The sequence below is a fragment of the Actinomadura hibisca NBRC 15177 genome, assembly GCF_001552635.1.
GTDB lineage: Bacteria > Actinomycetota > Actinomycetes > Streptosporangiales > Streptosporangiaceae > Spirillospora > Spirillospora hibisca.
On sequence record NZ_BCRO01000044.1, the window covers coordinates 61,649 to 80,231 of the forward strand.

The window sequence follows — 18,583 nt, forward strand, 5'->3', positions numbered from 1 at the left end:
TCACCTCACCTCGCCGTACGGCGGCGGACCGTCCGGCTGCCCGCTGCCGGGCACGGCGGGCCCGGACGGGTAGACGCCGCCGTCGGGCCGCAGCGGCGGCGGCCCCGCCGGAGGCCCTGACGGAGGACCGGCCGGGGGCTGGGCGGGCGGTCCCAGCGGAGGCGGCGGCTCGTTGGGCGGCCGGCCCGGTGGCTGAGCGGGCGGCTGGGTCGGCGGCTGCGACATCGGCCCCGCCGGTGGCGGAGGCGGCGAATGGGGCGGCGGCACGGGAGCGGGCGGCGGGGGCGGAGGCGGCGGTGCCGGAGCGGCGGCGGGCATCGGAGGCGACGGAGCGGGCCTGGACACCGGAGACGGCGGGACCGGAGCGCGGTCACCGTGCCGACCGTCACGATCAGCCGAGCCGTCCGACTGGGCCTTGGCCGCCTTCGCCATCCGCCCGATCGCGAACCCGGCCAGGGCGGCACCGGCGAGGAACATCCCCGGACGCCGCCGGGCGAAGTTCTGGACCTCCTCAACCACGCCGCCGACGCCGCGATCCTCCAGGTAGTCGGCGGTCTGGCGGCCACCGTCGGCGATCTGGTGCACGACCTGGCGGGCCGGGGAGTCCTCGTCGGCCTCCGAGGCCATCCTGGCCAGGTCGTCCGACCACTGGCGCAGGGTCTGCGCGGCCCGCTGCGTCTGGGAGGTCACCTCGCCGCCGACGCGGTCGCGCACCTCCCGCACGACCTGCTGCGCCTGGGCCTTGCCCTCCTCCGCGACGGTCCGGGACTGCTGGGCGGCGGTCCCGGCGACCTCGCGGACGGCCGTCTTCGACTGGTCGGCGGTGACCGCGGCCTCGTGCCGCCCGGCCTCGCCGAGCCCCCGGCCCGGCCCGGGTGGCGATTGCGGGTGTTCGCTCACCGTGGCTCCTCAAAAGTCGATGTGCTGACCTGATTCGCCTACCCGCCCTGAACACCCGTGAGCAGCGAAAACGCTATCGAGGCGCAAAAATAGGGCGTTCTTCGCCACCGTTGACCTTGCAGTGACCCCCCGGAACGACGCGTGCCCCCGGTGCCTGGAGAGGGCATCGGGGGCACTCGCGCAAGGTCAGGCGGGCAGCCGCACCGCGAAGACCGGAGCCTGCGTCGGAGCCTTCGGCCCCGGCGCGTCCTCCACCGTGATCCCCACCTGCGTCGCGCCGCCCAGGCCGCCCAGCACCACCGGCGCGGACGCCGTGGTCATCGTGCCCGCCGGGCGGGGCGCGCCCGCGCCCAGCAGCCACAGGGCGTAGACCTTGGCCGACGGCGCGTTCGCCAGCCCGTTCATCGCGACCACGGCCCGGTCGCGCGACCGGGAGGTGACCACCGTGCCCCGGCCGCCGCCCTGGACCGTCCCGGACACCGCGCGGGCGTCCGGGGCCGTCAGGACGGAGTACAGCTCGTCCTGCTGGGCCTGGACGCGGTCGGCGCGCTGGTCGGCCCGGATCGCGGCGACGCCCAGCGCCGTCATGATCACCAGGCAGGCCGCGGCGGCGAGGGCCAGCAGCCGGGGCCCCACGCCGCGCCGCGCGCCGAACACGCCGCGCGCCGCGTCCGGCCGGGGCGGCACCTGCCGGGTCCGCGCGACGGTGGCCAGCACCCGGTCCCGCATCCCGTCGGGCGCGGGGACGGCCGCCGCCGCGCCCAGCCGGGCGGCGGTCTCGTGCAGCCCCCGCACCTCCTGGGCGCAGGTGTCGCACTCGGCCAGGTGGTCCTCGAACTCACGGCGCTCGACGTCCGACAGGGCGTCCAGCGCATACGCGCCGGCCAGGGTGTGCACGGTGTGGGAGGCGTGCGTCATCGGTCCACTCCCAGGCAGTCGCGCATCCGGATCAGCCCATCGCGCATCCGAGTCTTGACGGTGCCGAGCGAGGCCCCCAGCAAATCGGCCACCTCACGGTAGGTGTACCCGCCGTAGTAGGCCAGCGTCACCGACTCGCGCTGCAACTCGGTGAGGCCGCCCAGGCAGCGGCGGACCCGTTCGCGTTCCAACCTGCCCTCCACCTCCTCGGTGACCTCGTCGAACGCCGGGACGTCGGCGCGGTGCGCGCGCTCCTCCCGGTCGCCGGCGGCCTGCTCGGACCGCACCCGGTCCACCGCGCGGCGGTGCGCCATGGTGGTCGTCCAGGCCATGACGCCGCCGCGCGCCGGGTCGAACCGGGACGCGGTGCGCCACAGCTCGACCAGCACCTCCTGCGCGACCTCCTCGGCCTGGGCCCGGTCCCGCAGGACCTTCAGGACCAGGCCGAACACCGGTCCCGACAGGCGGTCGTAGACCTCGGCGAAGGCGGCCTCGTCACCGCGGGCGACCCGGCCCACCAGCTCGGCCAGCTCGTCGCGCTCGTCGGCGCCCCGGCGGGGGGAACGTGCGTGCGGTAGCTCCACGATGGGTATTCGCCGCCCGTCCCCGTTCCGGATTGGTCGTGGGCTCACTTCGGCATGAGCACCGTGTCGACGATGTAGACGGTCGCGTTGCCGGTGGGCACGTTGCCGCACACCACGTTGGCGTCGTTCACCTTGAAGGACTCGCCCGAGCCGCTGGTGGTGACGCTACCGCCCTGGAGGGTCTTGAAGTTGCCGCCCGCCAGCGCCGCCGGGTCCTGGCGGCCGCTCACCACGTGGTAGGTGAGGATGTCGGTCAGCTTCTTCTTGTCGGCGAGGACGGCGTCCATGTCCTTCTTGGGGATCTTGGCGAACGCGTCGTTGGTGGGCGCGAACACCGTGATGTCCTTGGCGGAGTTGAGCGTGTCGACCAGCCCCGCCTTCTGCACGGCGGTGACCAGGGTGGACAGCACCGGGTTGTGCGAGGCGGCGGTGGCCACCGGGTCGTCGGCCATGCCGCTGAAGCTGCCCTCGCCCGAGGACGGGACGGCCGAGCAGGCGGGGCCGAACGGCCCGGCCATCGCCGACGCCGAGGTGCTGGCCTGAGTCGTGGGCGTGCCGGTCGAGCCGGTGGCGGCGTCCTTGGTGTCGCCGCCGCACGCCGCCGCCCCGAAGGCCAGGCCGAGGGACAGCGCGCCGATGCCGAGAATACGAGCCTTCATGATCTTCTCCTCTGTGGTTGTCAGGTGCGTGGTTGTCAGGTGACCGTGACGACGGTCGAGTGCCATCCCGTGGCCCCGTCGGGGTAGGGCGTGGCACGTTTTTCGAGCTGGACGGCCCCGGTGGCGTCGATGGCACGGGCCTCCAGCCGGTGCCTGCCGGGCGTGGCGTCCCACTCCAGGACCCACTGCCGCCAGGTGTCGGTGTGGGGCACCGGCGCGAGCCGGGCCCGCCGCCAGGGGCCGCCGTCGATGCGGACCTCGACGGCCTCGATGCCCCGGTGTTGCGCCCAGGCCACGCCCGCGACCGGCACGCGACCGGCCTTCACGCTGGCGAGCGGCTTGGGCAGGTCGATGCGGGCCATGGTCTTGATCGGGGCGTCGGCGGCCCAGCCGCGCTTCGTCCAGTACGCCCGGTCGGTGGCGAACCGGGTGACCTTGAGATCGACGACCCACTTGGTGGCCGACACGTAGCCGTACAGGCCGGGCACCACCATGCGGGCGGGGAAGCCGTGCCGGACGGGCAGCGGCTCGCCGTTCATGCCGACCGCGAGCAGCGCGTCGCGGCCGTCCAGGACGGTGGCGAGCGGCGTGCTGACGGTGAACCCGTCGATCGAGCGGCTGAGGATCTGGTCGGCCCCCGCCTGGACCCCGGCGGAGCGCAGCAGGTCGTCCAGCGCGACGCCCAGCCAGCGGGCGTGGCCCGCGTAGGGGCCGCCGACCTCGTTGGAGACGCAGGTCAGCGTGATGTCGCGCTCCAGCAGGGGGCGGCGCAGCAGGTCGTCGAAGGACAGCTCGACGGGCCGGTCCACCATGCCGTGGATGCGCAGCGTCCACTGGGCGGGATCGATCTGGGGCAGCACCAGCGCGGTGTCCACGCGGTAGAAGTCGTTGTTGGGGGTGGTGAACGGCGTCAGCCCGGGAATCCGCAGGTCAGAGCCTGCGGGCAGTGGGGGCGCGGGACTGGCGGGCCTGGGCAGCCGCACGCCGTTCCGGATGGCGGCGACGTCGCGCCGGGCGTTCCGAGCCCGCCCCAGGGCCCCGGCGGACGCCGCCGCCACCGCCGTGCCACCGGCGGCGGCCAGGAAGACGCGGCGTTGCGCGCCCGTCCCGGCCTCGTCGGCGGCAGGTCGTGCGGCGCGCAGCAGGAACAGCAGGGCGGCGATCCCCGCCGCCGTCCCCACCAGCACCGGGATCGTGTCGGCCGGTCGGGCGTCCGGCCTGCTCAGCGCCGCAACAACGCCGAGCAGGCCGAACAGCCCGAACCCCACGACGGCGGGAAGGCGCCGCGCCCGCCCCACCAGCCCCAGGATCCCGGCCAGGACGATCACCCCGGCCAGCAGCCCGCCGAGCAGGACCTGCTTGTCGTGGGTGCCGAAGGTGCGGATCGCGAAGTCCTTCAGCCACTCGGGCGTCAGGTCGATCCCCGCGCCGCCGACCGTGATCAGCGGCGCGGCCTGCGGCCGGACGAAGGCGGCGGCCAGCTCGGCGACGCCGAGCGCCACGGCCCCCGCGAGCACGCCGGCCAGCACCGCGCGGAGCGGTCCGGGGCGCTTCTCTTCATCCGTCACACAGGGGATTCGGAGCGCGCGGAGTTAAGGATGGGTGGCGGACGGTGAGAATTTTTTGCGGCTCGGCGGCTCAGCGCGATGGAAGGAGCGGGGTCAGGGCCTTCGCCGAGAGCGCGTCCGCCGGCTCAGCCCTCCTGGGCCAGCCAGTCCAGCAGCAGCCGTGTCCCGTAGCCCGTCGCGCCGCGCGTGATCTCCGCGTCGTCCGACGCCGCGCGGCCCGGCCCCGCGATGTCCAGGTGCGCCCACGTGCGCTCGCCCACGAACTCGCGCAGGAACAGCGCCGCCGTGATCGCGCCGCCGCCGTAGCCGGGGCGGCCGATGTTGGCGATGTCGGCCACGTCCGAGGTGATCGCGGGCCGGTAGTCCTCGATCAGCGGCAGCCGCCACAGCGGCTCGCCCGCCGTGCCGCCCGCCTCGGTCAGCGCGGCGGCCAGGGCGTCGTCGTTGGCGAACAGCGCGCCGTGGCGCAGGCCCAGCGCCAGCTTGGCCGCGCCGGTCAGGGTCGCGACGTCCACGACGACGTCGGGGTCCAGCTCGGCGTCGGCGTAGGCCAGCGCGTCGCCCAGCACCAGGCGGCCTTCGGCGTCGGTGTTGAGGACCTCGGAGGTGGTGCCGCCGAAGTGGGTGATCACGTCGCCGGGGCGCATGGCCGAGCCGGACGGCATGTTCTCGGCCGCCGCGACCAGGCCCGTGACGCGGGCCCGCACGCCGAGGCCGCGCAGCGCGCCCATGACCGCGAGGACGACGCCGCCCCCGGCCATGTCGGTCTTCATGGCCTTCATGTTGTCGTTGGGCTTGAGCGACAGGCCGCCGCTGTCGAAGGTGATGCCCTTGCCCACCAGCACGACGTGCCGGTCGGCGTTCCCCGGGTCGTAGGACAGCTCGATCAGGCGCGGCGGGCGCGGGGAGCCCGAGCCCACCGCCAGCAGGCCGCCGAAGCCGCCCTCGGCCAGCTCCTTCTCGTCGCGGACGCGCACGGTCAGCCCGTGGGCGTCGGCGATCTCCTGGGCGCGGGCGGCGAGCCAGGACGGGTCCTTCTCGCCGGACGGCGTGTTGGCCAGGTCGCGGGCCCGCGCGGTGGCCTCGGCGCGGGCGGCGCCGCGCTCCAGCACGGGCGCGGCGGCCTCGGGGCCGCCCTCGGTCAGCACGGCCAGGGTGCCCAGCGGGCCCCGGGAGGGGGCCTCGCCGATCTTGAAGGTGTAGGAGGCCAGCAGCGCGCCCTCGGCGAAGGCGGCGAGCGCCGCCGGGTCGCCGTCGGGCACGCCCGCGGCCAGCACGCCGCGTCCCCTGCCGCGCCGGGCCAGCGCCGCACCGGCCTTGCGCAGGTCGGCGGGGGTGCCCGCGCCGATGCCGTACAGCAGCAGCTCGATCAGGCGGTCACCGGCCTTGACCTGGGTGGCGATGACCTCGCCGGGCTCGCCCTTGCCCTTGTGCAGGGCCAGCAGCTCGTCCAGCGAGAACGGCAGGAGGCTCGCGATCTCGGCGGCCGGCGCGGCCGGACCCGCTCCGACCGGCACCGCCGCGACGTCGGCGCCCAGCTCGGCCGCGGCTTCGGAGAGGCGGCCGCCCACGGCGCGCACCCGGGTCTCGATCGGCATTGATCCCCCTGATTGGAACGTCTGGCGACTTGCGTGCGCTGCGTCTTAACGTTGGTGCTGATACGGCGAAGGTCCCGGCGGCACCGCCGGGACCGTCACCGCTGTCGGAGCCCGCGCCGCTCACGGCGCGGCGGGCGTCAGCCCACCACTTCCTTGAGGGCCGCGCCCAGGTCCTTGGCCTCGTCGGCGGAGAGCTCGACCACCAGGCGGCCGCCACCTTCCAGCGGGACGCGCATGACGATGCCGCGCCCCTCCTTGGTCACTTCGAGCGGACCGTCTCCCGTCCGCGGCTTCATCGCCGCCATGCGTGCATCCCCTTCCTGCCTAGGGCCGCGCGGGGCCGCCGGGCCCCGTTGGCCGCGTGGCCGCCTGTCAGCATCCGCGTCATCAGTAGTGGTCCATTATCTCGTCTTCCGGGCGCGAAGTGGTAACGATCAGCATCCAGATCACGAGAGTGCGGGGATGCGGGCGGCTTCGGCCCCGTTCGCCCCGGCTGACAATGATCTTCGACGCGTCGGAGAAAACGCCCTTATTGCGAAATTTGTCCGCGCGCAGGCGGCCCGCGCCGCGCCTCTTGCCCTCAGCCCGCCCCGTCCTCGATCGTTGCCTGGGTACGCACCGTGACCCGGCGCTGGACGATTGCGAGGACGAGGATGTCTGAGACCGTGCGGTACGACGTGACCGACAGTGTGGCGACAATCACACTCGACCGACCGGACGCGATGAACTCGCTGACGCTGGAGACCAAGGTCGCGCTCGGCGCGGCGGTGGAGCGCGCGGCGACCGACCCGGCGGTGCGCGCGGTCGTGCTGACCGGCGCGGGCCGGGCCTTCTGCGCCGGGCAGGACCTGCGCGAGCACGCCGACAACCTGGCGGCGGGCAAGGGCCTGGACGACACCGTGCGGCGGCACTACAACCCGGTCGTGCGGGCGATCGCCGGGATGCCCAAGCCCGTCGTCGCGGCCGTCAACGGCGTCGCGGCCGGGGCCGGGGCGGCGCTGGCCTACGCCTGCGACCTGGTGGTCGCCTCGGAGAAGGCCACCTTCGTCACCTCCTTCACCACCATCGGCCTGGCCCCCGACTCGGGCATGTCGTGGACGCTCCAGCGCCTGGTGGGCCGCGCCAAGGCCGCCGAGCTGCTGCTCCTGTCCGAGCCGGTGAAGGCCCCGCGGGCGCTGGAACTCGGCCTGGTGAGCCGGGTCGTGCCGCCGGACGAGCTGGTCCCCGCCGCGACGGAGCTGGCCCGCCGCCTGGCCGCGGGCCCCACCGTCTCCTACGGCGCGGTGAAGGCCGCCCTGGACCACGCCGCCACCCACGACCTGGCCTCGTCGCTGGAGAAGGAGGCCGAACTCCAGGACCTGTGCGAGAAGACCGCCGACCACCACAACGCCACGGCCGCCTTCCTCAAGAAGCAGAAGCCGGAGTTCGAGGGCCGCTAGCGCAGCAGCGGGGCGAGTTCGGCCGGGAACGGCTCGAAGTAGGTCTGGGCGTCCAGGTAGGCGATCTCCTCGCCCCGGGCGTGGTGCCGCAGCAGCGTCATCGGCACGTCCAGGTCCACCTCGCCCCGCCCGTAGGCGTCGATGACGCCGGTGATGTCGAGCCGCCGGATCTCGTCCAGGTGGCGGGCCATCGGGCTGTAGACGTGCAGCAGCGCGTTCACGTGGCGGCCCCGCCGGGGCCGGACGGCGAACGCCCGGCTGAACACCTCGGCGTACTCCCGCTCCAGCTCGGCGGGGGGCCGCGCCCCGGCCTGCGCGACGACCCGGCCCGCGATCCGGTAGCGGGCCGGGTCGTGAGCGAGCATCTGGAGCTTGTGCGCGGAGTGGAAGGCGACCAGCTCGCCCGGCGTCCAGCCGCCTTCGAACAGCGCGCGCAGCCGCGCGTGCGCGAAGATCCGCTCGACGAAGTGGCGGCGCAGCACCGGATCGTTGAGCCGCCCGTCCTCCTCGATCGCCAGCAGCGGGCGGCGCTCGGCCAGCTCGGCGGCGAAGACGCCCACGCCGCGCCGGTCCACCGGCATGTCCTTGCGGTAGCGCGACACCCCGCGCGGCCCGCAGCTCGGCGAGCGGGACTTCAGGATCCAGCCCTCCAGCTCCGGCAGCTCGGCCGCCCGCCGCTCGGCGAGCGCGACCATGGCGTCGGTGTGGTCGGCCGACCGGTCCTTGGTGGTGATCCGCACCGGCCCGTCGTCGGTGGTGAGCCGGAGCGTCGGGCGGGGCGCGCCGAGGCCGATCTCCATCTCCGGGCACACCGGCACCCAGTCCACGTACGCGCTCAGCGACTCGGTGAGGAACCGGTTGCGGCTGTGGCCGCCGTTGTAGCGCACCGGCTCGCCCAGCAGGCAGCTCGACACCGCGATCCGGGGCCGCAGGCTCTCCGGGCGCGGGATGGGCGTGGGCCTGTCGCGCAGCCGCTCCGGCCGGCCGACGGTGGTACCGCCGCTCATGGTCTCCCCCTTCATGCCGACGGCCTCATGCCGACGACCTCTTGCCACGGCTTCATGCCACGGCCTCACGCCGACAGCAGCACGCTCAGCCGGTGCAGCCCCCGGGCGGTGCGCGCCTTGACGGTGCCGAGCGGCGTCCCGAGCCGCTGGGCGATCTCGCGCTGGGTCAGGTCGCCGAAGTAGGCCAGCGCGATCGCCTCGCGCTGCGTGGCGGGCAGCGCGGCCAGCGCGCGCCGCACGTCCTGCTCGCGCGCGACCCGCTCGGCGGTGTCGTCGGCGGCGGGACGCTCGGCCGCCCCGGTGAGCGGTAGCGCGGGCGCGGGCCGGGCGCGCAGGTGGTCCACCGCGCGGCGGCGCGCGATGGTCAGCGTCCACGCCTCGAAGCTGCGCGCCTGGTCGAAGCGGTCCCGGCAGCGCCACAACTCCACCAGCACCGACTGCACGACGTCGTCGAGCAGGTCGGGCGGCACCCGGTGCCGCAGGTGGCGGCGGACCAGGGGGCCGAGCACGGCCTGGCACCCGGCCAGCGCCGACTCGTCGCCGTCCGCCAGCCGGGCGGCCAGGGACGCGGGGTCATCGGGCCCCCTCCGGCCCGGTGTTCCCGCCGTCGTGCCCGGCCCCTGCTCCATGCGGCCCTCCCGTGGAAAGCTGTTCAAAACTTGTTCATACCCGGGAACGGGGAGGGACACAACCCGTTCCCGGCAAAAGAGCGGGCAGGAAAACGGGCGCGCGGGACGGACCGGGCGAGCCGGGCGGGACAGAACGAGCGGACCGGGCGGACCGGGCAGGGCGGGAGCGCGGCCGGGTCAGCCGCGGCCGAAGGTGGCGCGGATCTCCTTCAGCGCCTCGGGCAGGCTGCCCACCAGCCGCGCCTCCGGCGGCAGCCGGTCGCCGGGCCAGCCCGGACCGCCCACCAGCAGGTGCGCCGGGGGCCGTCCGCCGGGCAGTTCGGCCAGCGCGGCGGGGTCGCCGGTCTCGGGCATCTGCGACCACACGAACACCACCGCCGGGCCGAGCCGCCGCATCGCGTCGGCCAGCGACCAGGCGGGCACCCGCGCGCCCAGCACCCGCACCGCCACGCGCTCGGCGGCCAGGGCCGCGCCCAGCGCGTGGATCGGCAGGCTGTGCTGCTCCTCTGCGGCGCAGGCCAGCAGCACCGGGCGGGCGGTGTCGGGCGGCTCGGCGAGCGCGATCTCCGAGGCCAGCGCGTTCTGCACGCAGCCCGACAGCAGGTGCTCCACCTCGACCAGCGCCCCGGACGCCGCGTGCCGCTCGCCGATCGCGATCAGCGCCGGGGCCAGCAGCTCCTGCCAGGTGTGCTCGACGCCGTCGCGGCGCAGCGCGGTCTCGATCTGCTCGCGCATCGCCCGCGCGTCCAGCGCCCGCGCCGACCGCATCAGCGCACGTCCGGCCGGGGTGGCGGCACTCGCCACGGGGCCGGGCTCCGGCCGGGGCTCGTCAGCGGCGGGGCGCGGCGGTCCGGCCGCCAGCGCCGTCTCGTCGGCGGCCAGCGCGGCGCGGGCGGCCTCCTCCGGTGGGACGCCCTCCTGCACCAGCCGGACCATCAGCTCCAGCCGGGCCACGTCGCGCTCGTCGTAGCGGCGGTGCCCGCCGGGGCTGTGGCGGCTCGGGCCGATGCCGTAGCGGCGGTCCCAGGTGCGCAGGGTCGAGGCGGCCACGCCCACGCGGCGCGCGACCGCGCCGACGCCCCAGCCCCATTCCTGGCCCACGTGACCGTCCCATCCGTCCGGGCTCCACAGGTCGCCCAAGATTAGAGCCCTCTCCCGACCTTCGCACGGGACCGCCGGAGAGGTTGCAACCGGCGACGGCCGCCGCCGCGAAGACAGGGGTGATGGACACCGTAATCATGCTGTTCACCCGCGACCTGCGGGTGCACGACAACCCGGCCCTGGCGGCGGCGTGCGAGCGGGCGCGGCGCGTGGTGCCGCTGTTCGTCTTCGACGACGCGCTGCTCGCCCGCTCCCCCAACCGGACCCGCTTCCTGCTGGACGCCCTAGACGATCTGCGCGCTGAGCTGCGGCGACGCGGCGGCGGGCTGGTGCTGAGGCGCGGCGACCCGGCCGTCGAGACCGCGCGGCTGGCGCGCGAGACGGGCGCGGACGCGGTCTTCCTCGCCGACGACGTCAGCCCGTACGCGCGGCGTCGCCTCGCCCGCCTGGAAGAGCTGTGCGGAGCGGAGGGGGCCGAGGTCGTCGGGCATCCCGGGCTGACGGTGGTGCCGCCGGGCGAGGTCACCCCGGCGGGCGGCGACCACTACAAGGTCTTCACGCCGTACTGGCGGGCGTGGTCCGCCACGTCCTGGCGCGCGGCCGTCCCGCCGCCCAAGCGCGTGCCGCTGTCCGATCCGCCCGCCGACAAGGCCACCCTGGACGACATCGCCGCCGCGTTCGCCAAGGACACCTCGCCCAAGCTGGCCAAGGGCGGCGAGCGGCGCGGGCGCGCCCGCGTCCGCGCCTGGCTGGACGACCACCTGGCCGACTACGACGGCGTGCACGACGCCCTGGCCGCCGACGGGACCTCCCGGCTCAGCCCCCACCTGCGCTTCGGCTGCGTGTCGCCGCTGGAGCTGGCCGCCGGGGCGCTGCGCCGTCCCGACGGGGAGCCGTACGCGCGCCAGCTCGCCTGGCGCGACTTCCACCACCAGGTCACCGCCGCGTTCCCCGAGATCGGCACCCGCGACTACCGCCCCCGGGGCGGCGGCTGGCACGACGACGCCGACGCCCTGGAGGCCTGGCGCGAGGGCCGCACCGGCCTGCCGATCGTGGACGCCGGGATGCGCCAGCTCCTGCGCGAGGGCCGGATGCACAACCGCGCCCGGATGATCACCGCCTCGTTCCTGACCCGCGACCTCAAGGTGGACTGGCGCGAGGGCCTCGCGCACTTCGACCGCTGGCTGGTGGACGGCGACCTCGCCGACAACGCGGGCAACTGGCAGTGGGTCGCCGGGACCGGCAACAACCCCCGGCCCGACCGCGTGCTGAACCCGCTGCGGCAGGCCGCCCGCTTCGACCCGCGCGGCGAGTACGTGCGCCGCTACGTCCCCGAGCTGGCCGACGTCCCCGACCCGCACCGGCCCTGGCGGCTGCCGCCCGACGAGCGGGGCGGGATCGACTACCCGCCGCCGGTCATCGAGCCGCCCGCAGGAAGGTGACCACCGCCAGCACCCGGCGGTGGTCCTCGGGCGTCTGGTGCAGGTCCAGCCGCGTGAAGATCGACCCGACGTGCTTGACCACCGCGGCCTCGCTGACCGTCAGCGCACGGGCGATGGCGCCGTTGGAGCGGCCCTCGGCCATCAGCGCCAGCACCTGGCGTTCGCGCTCGGTCAGCCGCTCCAGCGGCGAGTCCGCGCGCCGCCGCGCCAGCAGCCCGCGCACCACCTCCGGATCGATCACGGTGCCGCCCGCCGCGACCCGCTCCAGCGCCGCCACGAACTCGGCGACCTCGCCCACCCGGTCCTTCAGCAGGTAGCCGACGCCGCCGCCGGTCTCCAGCAGGTCGGCGGCGTAGGACTGCTCGACGTACTGCGACAACACCAGGATCGGCAGGCCGGGCCGCTTCGCGCGCAGCGCCAGCGCGGCCCGCAGGCCCTCGTCGCGGAATCCGGGCGGCATCCGCACGTCGGTCACCACGACGTCCGGCTCGTGCTCGTCCACCGCCGCCGCCAGGTCGGCGGCGTCACCGACGTCCGCGACCACCTCGTGGCCGAAGCGCGCCAGGATCTGGCTCAGGCCCTCGCGGAGCAGGACCGAGTCCTCGGCGATCACGATTCGCACGGGATCTCCACTTGCAGGATCGTAGGGCCGCCCGGCGGGCTGGACAGCCGCACCGACCCGTCGTAGACGGCGACCCGGTCCGCGAGGCCCTGCAAGCCGGTGCCTCCGTCCACGCGCGCGCCGCCCGTGCCGTCGTCGTGGACCTCGACGCATAGGCCAGGCCGTACGACGACGCGCGCCCGCGTAGCGCCGCTGTGCTTGGCGACGTTGGCGAGCGCTTCGGCGATGACGAAGTAGGCCGCCGATTCGGTCCCCTCAGGCGGCCGGTCGGGCAGCTCCACGTCCACCTCCACCGGGACCGGGGAACGTTCGGCCAGCGACTCCACCGCCGCGCGCAGGCCCCGGTCGGTCAGCACCGACGGGTGGATGCCGCGCACCAGGTCGCGCAGCTCGGCGAGGGCGGCGCGCGCCTCGTCCTGCGCCTTGCCGATCAGCTCGGGCGCGCCGGAGTCCAGCTTCGCCAGGCCCAGCGTCATGATCAGCCCGGTGAGGCGCTGCTGCGCGCCGTCGTGCAGGTCGCGCTCGATGCGGCGGCGCTCGGCCTCGAACGCGTCGGCCATGCGCGCCCGCGAGGCGCGCACCTCGACCAGCTCCTCTTCCACCGGCCGCACCAGCAGTGTGCGGGCGAGCGCCGCGCGGGCCCCGGCGAGCGTGCTCAGCGCGTACAGGGTCACGACGATCAGCCCCACACCGACGACGGCCAGCGCCCACGCCTCGCCCGGTTCGTCCACGGTGCCGCCGGACCCGAACTGGATCTGATCGCCCTGCTCGACCAGCATCGGGGAGGCGGTCGCCAGGCCCGATCCCACGACGAACGTGAACGCGACCACCACGTCCACCATCCCCAGCGCGACCGCCAGCAGCGCGTATCCCAGCTCGCGCCAGGTCGCCGTCTCGCGCAGCCGGAACGCCGCCCACGCCCGCAACCCGGCCTGCGCGGGCCGCCGGTGCGGGGACGGCGCGGGGCGCGAGTCCACCAGGCGCAACCGCCGCCGCTCCACCGCCGCGAGCCCAACGGCCGACAGCGGGATGCCAGCCAGCAGCGCCACGCCGACCACCACCGGCGCCAGCACGACCCCGGCTATCGCCAGCGTCACCACCAGCACCGCCCACAGCGCGCCGACCAGCGGCCCGGTCGCCACGTACAGCACCGACCGCCAGGGCCACGACGAGCAGACGAAGCGCAGCGGGTTGCCCGCCATCGCCCGCCACACCGTCCGCTGTGTCACGCCTTGACCGTATGGGACCGATCCAGCAGGTGACGAAGCCGCTCGGCCGACCGGTCCCAGCCCCACTCGTCCCGCACCCACGCGCGGCCCTTGGCGCCCATCGCGCCGGGTTCGGTCAGGAGCGTGACGAGCTTGGCGGCGATCTCGGGCACGGAGTCGTCGGTGACGAGGCCGGTCTCGCCGTCCCGCACGGCCTCGGGCGCGCCGCCGGAACGGCCTGCCAGCACCGGCAGGCCCGCCGCTGCGGCTTCCAGGAAGACGATGCCGAGCCCTTCGGTTTCCAGGCCGAACCTGCGGTCGCGGCACGGCATGGCGAACACGTCGGCGGCGGCGTAATAGCCCGGCAGCTCGGCGTGCGGCAGCCCGCCCGCGAAGCGCACCGCGTCAGGCGCGAGCTTCCCGGCCAGACCGCGCAACCAGAAGTCTTGGGGCCCTGAGCCGACGATCAGCAGCATCGCGTCGGGCACAAAGGCCCGGACGATCGGCATAGCGCGGATCAGCCGGTCCTGCCCCTTACGCGCGACAAGCCGCGACACACTCAGAATGAGCGGCCGATCCCCCAGCCCATAGGCGCGCCGAACGTCACTCCCACGGGGCCGAAACACGTCGGCGTCCACGCCAGGCACGAGCCGTTCGAGCGTCACCCCAGGCCCCCACGCGCCCGCCATCCTTGCCCGGCTGTCGGCCGTCAGGTAGGTGACGACGTCCACCTGCTCACCGATGCTCCGCAACATCTGCCGCGCGCCCGGAACCGCCGCCCACCACACCTCATGGCCGTGCGTGGTGGCCACCGAGGGCAGGCCAAGCCGTCCGGCCAGCAGGCCCAGCGGCGCGGCGGCCCCGAACCAGACCCGGTCGCACCCGTACCGCGCGATGAGCGCCCGCGCCGTCCGCGCCACGCGTCGCGTGGGCAGCAACGTGCGGGCCCGGTCGCGCACCACGGGGAACGGAAGCGTCCGGTCGAACGCGCGGTCCCCGGGCTCGGCGGAGGTGTAGACGACGACCTCGCCGGGCGGGAAGCGCCGGGCGATCTCGTACACGAAGGTCTCGATGCCGCCCTGCCGGGGCGGGAAGTCGTTGGTGATGATCAGGCAGCGCGGCATGCGCGTCCTCCGAAGTGCGCCCAGCACGCCAGCACGGCCGGGTAGACGAGGTAGCCCCACCGGGTGGCGGGCATCAGAACGGCGGCGAGCAGCAACCCGAGCGTCGGCAACACCGCAGGAGGGTTGGAAAGTCGTGCCGTCGCCATGTCACCCCTACCGCTGAGCTGCTTTTTCGCTTGTTCTCAGCGAAGCGGGGCGGCGCGCCCGGATCTCTAGGTCTGGCCGCCGACCTGAGGTAGGGCCAGCCCTACCCCCGGCCTCCACCGGAGTGGAGGTAGGGCTGTCCCCAGTACAAGATCTCCAGTGCGCGTCACTGTGCCCGAAGCCGCCCGTCGCTTGGCTGGAGGGCATGACACGAGCACAGCAGAGGGCCCGGACGGCGCGTCCGCCCGCCGACGACCGGCCGGTGGCGGTCGCGTCCGGCGTGACCAAGGTCTACGGGACCGGGGACGGCGCGGTCGCCGCGCTGCGCGGGGTGTCGGCGGAGGTCCGGCGCGGCCAGTTCACCGCGATCATGGGCCCGTCCGGCTCCGGCAAGTCGACGTTCCTGCACTGCCTGGCCGGGCTGGACGCGGTCAGCGGCGGCAGCGTCCTGATCGGCGGGGTGGACATCACCGCGCTGTCGCGCACGCGCCTGACCCGGCTGCGCCGCGACCGCCTGGGCTTCGTGTTCCAGTCGTTCAACCTGCTGCCGATGCTGACCGCCGAGGAGAACATCCGCCTCACCGGCCGCCTGGCGGGCCGCCGCGCCGACCGGCAGTGGTTCGACACCGTCGTGGACGCCCTCGGCCTGCGCGAACGCCTCGGCCACCGCCCGTCCGAGCTGTCCGGCGGCCAGCAGCAGCGCGTGGCCGTCGCACGCGCACTGCTCACCCGTCCCGAGGTGTTGTTCGCCGACGAGCCCACCGGCAACCTCGACTCGCGCGCGGGCGCGGAGGTGCTGGGCTTCCTGCGCCAGGCCGTGGACGGCTACGGCCAGACGGTCGTCATGGTCACCCACGACCCGGCCGCCGCCGCGCACGCCGATCGCGTGTTGTTCCTGGCGGACGGCCGGATCGTGGACGAGCTGGCATCGCCCGGCATCGACGAGGTCCATGCGCGCCATCCGCAGCGAAGCGAGGAATGGCGCGCAGCGCTTGCCGGGGGGTCAGGGGGGTCGCCCCTCCTGACGGAACGCAGCATGCGCCGGATGGAGGGCTGAACCCGATGTGGCTCATCGCGCGCCGCTCGTTCACCGAAGGCTGGGGCCGCCTGGTGGCGACGCTCCTGGCGGCGCTGTTCTCGGTCGGCCTGATCGCCGGATCGCTGGACTTCACGTTGCGGGCCCAGGACGCGGTGTCGGGCAACAACGCCAGCGAGTACGCCAAGGCCGACGTCCTCGTGCAGGGCGGCACCGTGGACGAGACCGACCTCTACTCCCTCCCAGACGGCCGGATCAAGCCCGCCGACGTCGCCGCGCGCCCCGGCGTCGCGGCGGTGGCAGGTGACGCCATCCTTCCCGTCACAGCGATGTCCCCCGAAGGCAAGCAACTGACCCCGTCCGCCGGAGGCCGCACGCTGCTGCGCCCCTGGATCGCCGACGCCCGCCTCAGCCCCTACAAGCTGGAGTCGGGCCGCGCGCCCGCCGCCGAGAACGAGGTCGCGGTCGTCCGGCACCTGGCCGACGCGAACGGCAAGCACGACGGCCTGCGCGTGGTGCTGCCCCAGCAGGCCCGCGACGTGAAGATCGTCGGCGTGGTGACCGTCAGCGGGCGCGGCGCGGTGGCCGGAGGCGACCTGATCCTCGCCCCGCCCGCGACCGTGCGACACCTGGCCGGACTGCCCGCCGACGCCTGGCAGACCGTCTGGGTGAAGGCGGCCCCCGGCATCACACCCGCCACGCTCAAGACCCGGCTGGCCCGCGACTTCAAGGGCACCGCCACCGTCCGCGCCGCCAAGTCGCTGCGCGACGCGCAGGCCGCCGAGATCGCCTCGTCCGGCGCGTCGGTCGGCGGCGCGCTCAGCCTCATCTCCTCGGTCGCGGTGTTCACCGGCCTGTTCGTCGTCGCCAACACCTTCGGCACCCTGGTCCGCCAGCGCACCCGGCGGCTGGCGCTGCTCAGCGCGATCGGCGCGACGCCGCGCCAGATCAAGCGGCTGATCAAGCTGGAGGCGCTGGCCCTCGGCGCGGTCGCCGGGATCGGCGGCGCGTTCGTGGGCGTTCCGGTGTCGGCGCTGCTGGCCCGGCAGTTCGCCCAGGACGGTTTCGACATCTCCGCCGGTCAGACACGGTTCGGCTGGGTGGTGCTGGTGTCGGCGCTGGCCGGGTTGCTGGTCACCCAGTTGTCGGCGTGGCGAGCGGCCCGCGCCGCCGCGCGCGTCATGCCGATGCAGGCGCTGCGCGACACCGCGACCGAGCAGCGCGGCCCGGTCCGCAAGCGGGTGTTCGGCGCGCTCGGGGTGCTCGCGCTGGCCGGGCTGTTCTGGGGGCTGGTGTTCGCCGTGCGCGCGGAGGAGCCGCCCGGCCCCGAGCGCACCGTCGGCGTCACGATGGTGTCGCTGATGGGCTCGATGATCGCGACGGCGGCGCTGGCGGTGTTGTCCCCGCTGGTCGTCGGCCCGCTGGGCGGCCTGGTGGGGCGGCTCGGCATGGCGTTCGGCGGGGAGGCGGGACGGCTGGCGCGCGCCACGATCGTGCGCAGCCCGCGCCGGGTGTCGGCGGCGGCCGCGTCGCTGATGCTGGGCGTGGCGCTGGCCGTCTCCACCGCGCTGCTGGTGATGTCGGCCGACGCGCGGTTCGCCGAGACGGGCGCGCAGGCGATGCGCGCCGACCACGCGCTGGCCCCGGACGCCCGCACGGCGGACGGCGCGTCCGCGCTGCCCCGCGACGCGGCCGGGCGGGTCGCGACCGTGCCGGGCGTGACGGCGGCGGGCACGCTCACCGACACGACCGTCACGCTGGTCCGACCGCGCGGCCGGACCATCGAGGAGGCGGTCCCGAACACCGTCCAGGTGACCGGGGCCGACCAGGCGACGCTGCCGAAACTGGTGAAGCTCGGCGGCGCCCTGCGGCCCCTCCGAGACGGCGAGATCGCCCTGACCTCGGCCATTCTGGAGACCCACGGCCTCAAGGTCGGGCAGACGATCGTGGTACGCGGTGCGCGCGGCCGCGTCACCCTGAAGATCGCCGACGCCTACCACGACCCGTCGCACGTGTTCGCCGACCAGGCCCTCGCCGGGACCGCCACCATGGACCGCCTGGACCCGGCCGCGCCCGCCAGGGCGGTGCTGGTCAAGGGCGGTTCGGCCGCCGCGATCGAGCGGGCCGCCGCCGTGCCGGGCGTGCGGGTGCTGGACCGCGCCGCCTACGTGGAGGTCGCCGCCAGCGCGATGACGAGCGGCACCCGGCTTATCTACGGGTTCATCGGGATGGCGCTACTGCTGGCGCTGTTCGGGATGGCGACGACGGTGTCGATGAGCGTCGGCGAGCGGACCCGCGAGTTCGGGCTGCTCGGCGCGGTCGGCACGACGGCGAAGCAGGTGCGCGAGATCGTGCACTGGGAGGCGGCGGCGGTGGTGCTGATCGGCACGCTGCTGGGCGTGGGCGCGGCGTTCGGCGCGCAGACGCTGGCGTACGCGGTGAGCGGCAGCTCGTTCCTGCGGCCCGCGCCGCCGTGGTGGTTGTTGCCGCTGGTGGCGGCCGGGGCGGCGGCGGTGACGCTGGGCGTCTCGGCGCTGCCGGGCCGCCGCGCGTCACAGGTGCCGGTCCTGGAGGCGGCACGTGCCGAATGACAGGGCCGAGTGA

Annotated in this window: 18 protein-coding genes; 4 read left to right on the forward strand and 14 right to left on the reverse strand. The window is 75.0% G+C overall.

The window, feature by feature from the left end:
* The 7 genes from AH6_RS43930 to AH6_RS42630 form a co-directional block, all read right to left on the reverse strand.
* On the reverse strand, nt 1–900 hold the full coding sequence (locus tag AH6_RS43930; RefSeq protein WP_067482775.1) for a hypothetical protein: 900 nt from the start codon (nt 898–900) through the stop codon (nt 1–3).
* 186 nt (nt 901–1,086) lie between these two features.
* Nucleotides 1,087–1,818: an anti-sigma factor gene (locus AH6_RS21895; RefSeq protein ID WP_067482776.1), complete on the reverse strand. Its 732-nt coding sequence runs from the start codon at nt 1,816–1,818 to the stop codon at nt 1,087–1,089.
* Complete coding sequence (sigK, locus tag AH6_RS21900; RefSeq protein ID WP_067482778.1) at nt 1,815–2,402, reverse strand: ECF RNA polymerase sigma factor SigK; 588 nt, start codon at nt 2,400–2,402, stop codon at nt 1,815–1,817. The genes AH6_RS21895 and sigK overlap by 4 nt, the downstream gene beginning before the upstream one ends.
* Nucleotides 2,403–2,446: 44 nt before the next feature.
* A complete protein-coding gene (locus AH6_RS21905; RefSeq protein ID WP_067482780.1) occupies nt 2,447–3,061 on the reverse strand; it encodes a fasciclin domain-containing protein in 615 nt (204 codons plus the stop codon).
* Nucleotides 3,062–3,096: 35 nt separating this feature from the next.
* Nucleotides 3,097–4,629: a molybdopterin-dependent oxidoreductase gene (locus AH6_RS21910; RefSeq protein ID WP_218005901.1), complete on the reverse strand. Its 1,533-nt coding sequence runs from the start codon at nt 4,627–4,629 to the stop codon at nt 3,097–3,099.
* A gap of 125 nt (nt 4,630–4,754) precedes the next feature.
* A complete protein-coding gene (locus AH6_RS21915) occupies nt 4,755–6,227 on the reverse strand; it encodes a leucyl aminopeptidase family protein (protein ID WP_067482782.1) in 1,473 nt (490 codons plus the stop codon).
* Between the two features lie 137 nt (nt 6,228–6,364).
* Nucleotides 6,365–6,532 (reverse strand): DUF3117 domain-containing protein, encoded by a 168-nt coding sequence (locus AH6_RS42630; RefSeq protein ID WP_083983317.1) that lies wholly within the window; start codon nt 6,530–6,532, stop codon nt 6,365–6,367.
* Nucleotides 6,533–6,880: 348 nt separating this feature from the next.
* On the opposite strand from AH6_RS42630, the gene AH6_RS21920 reads away from it, so the two are divergent.
* Complete coding sequence (locus AH6_RS21920; RefSeq protein WP_067482784.1) at nt 6,881–7,666, forward strand: enoyl-CoA hydratase-related protein; 786 nt, start codon at nt 6,881–6,883, stop codon at nt 7,664–7,666.
* Here the strand turns inward: AH6_RS21920 and AH6_RS21925 are convergent.
* The 3 genes from AH6_RS21925 to AH6_RS21935 all read right to left on the reverse strand — a co-directional run bounded on the left by AH6_RS21925 (nt 7,663) and on the right by AH6_RS21935 (nt 10,403).
* Entirely contained in the window at nt 7,663–8,673 is a 1,011-nt protein-coding gene (locus AH6_RS21925; RefSeq protein ID WP_083983328.1) for a YbgA family protein, read from the reverse strand. The genes AH6_RS21920 and AH6_RS21925 overlap by 4 nt on opposite strands.
* Before the next feature lie 65 nt (nt 8,674–8,738).
* The gene (locus AH6_RS21930; protein WP_083983318.1) at nt 8,739–9,302 is read right to left on the reverse strand and encodes an RNA polymerase sigma factor; all 564 of its coding nucleotides are present in this window, start codon (nt 9,300–9,302) and stop codon (nt 8,739–8,741) included.
* A 177-nt stretch (nt 9,303–9,479) separates the two neighbouring features.
* The gene (locus tag AH6_RS21935; protein ID WP_067482867.1) at nt 9,480–10,403 is read right to left on the reverse strand and encodes a MerR family transcriptional regulator; all 924 of its coding nucleotides are present in this window, start codon (nt 10,401–10,403) and stop codon (nt 9,480–9,482) included.
* A gap of 122 nt (nt 10,404–10,525) precedes the next feature.
* On the opposite strand from AH6_RS21935, the gene AH6_RS21940 reads away from it, so the two are divergent.
* A complete protein-coding gene (locus tag AH6_RS21940) occupies nt 10,526–11,845 on the forward strand; it encodes a cryptochrome/photolyase family protein (protein WP_067482785.1) in 1,320 nt (439 codons plus the stop codon).
* Here AH6_RS21940 and AH6_RS21945 read toward each other — a convergent pair.
* From AH6_RS21945 to AH6_RS46710, 4 genes are read right to left on the reverse strand one after another with little or no spacing between them, the layout of a single operon-like run.
* Nucleotides 11,820–12,467: a response regulator gene (locus tag AH6_RS21945; RefSeq protein ID WP_245679412.1), complete on the reverse strand. Its 648-nt coding sequence runs from the start codon at nt 12,465–12,467 to the stop codon at nt 11,820–11,822. The genes AH6_RS21940 and AH6_RS21945 overlap by 26 nt on opposite strands.
* Nucleotides 12,455–13,696, reverse strand: coding sequence for a sensor histidine kinase (locus tag AH6_RS46020; RefSeq protein WP_157431622.1), 1,242 nt, complete (start codon nt 13,694–13,696; stop codon nt 12,455–12,457). Before AH6_RS46020 ends, AH6_RS21945 begins: the two co-directional genes overlap by 13 nt.
* On the reverse strand, nt 13,693–14,799 hold the full coding sequence (locus AH6_RS21955; protein ID WP_067482788.1) for a glycosyltransferase family 4 protein: 1,107 nt from the start codon (nt 14,797–14,799) through the stop codon (nt 13,693–13,695). The genes AH6_RS46020 and AH6_RS21955 overlap by 4 nt, the downstream gene beginning before the upstream one ends.
* The gene (locus tag AH6_RS46710) at nt 14,784–14,912 is read right to left on the reverse strand and encodes a hypothetical protein (RefSeq protein WP_281180272.1); all 129 of its coding nucleotides are present in this window, start codon (nt 14,910–14,912) and stop codon (nt 14,784–14,786) included. Before AH6_RS46710 ends, AH6_RS21955 begins: the two co-directional genes overlap by 16 nt.
* A gap of 236 nt (nt 14,913–15,148) precedes the next feature.
* Here AH6_RS46710 and AH6_RS21960 point away from each other — a divergent pair, with 236 nt between their 5' ends.
* Both AH6_RS21960 and AH6_RS21965 read left to right on the forward strand, forming a co-directional pair.
* Nucleotides 15,149–16,000, forward strand: a complete 852-nt coding sequence (locus AH6_RS21960) for an ABC transporter ATP-binding protein (RefSeq protein WP_083983319.1) — start codon at nt 15,149–15,151, stop codon at nt 15,998–16,000.
* Nucleotides 16,001–16,005: 5 nt separating this feature from the next.
* Nucleotides 16,006–18,570, forward strand: a complete 2,565-nt coding sequence (locus AH6_RS21965; RefSeq protein WP_067482789.1) for an FtsX-like permease family protein — start codon at nt 16,006–16,008, stop codon at nt 18,568–18,570.
* Nucleotides 18,571–18,583: the final 13 nt, after the last annotated feature.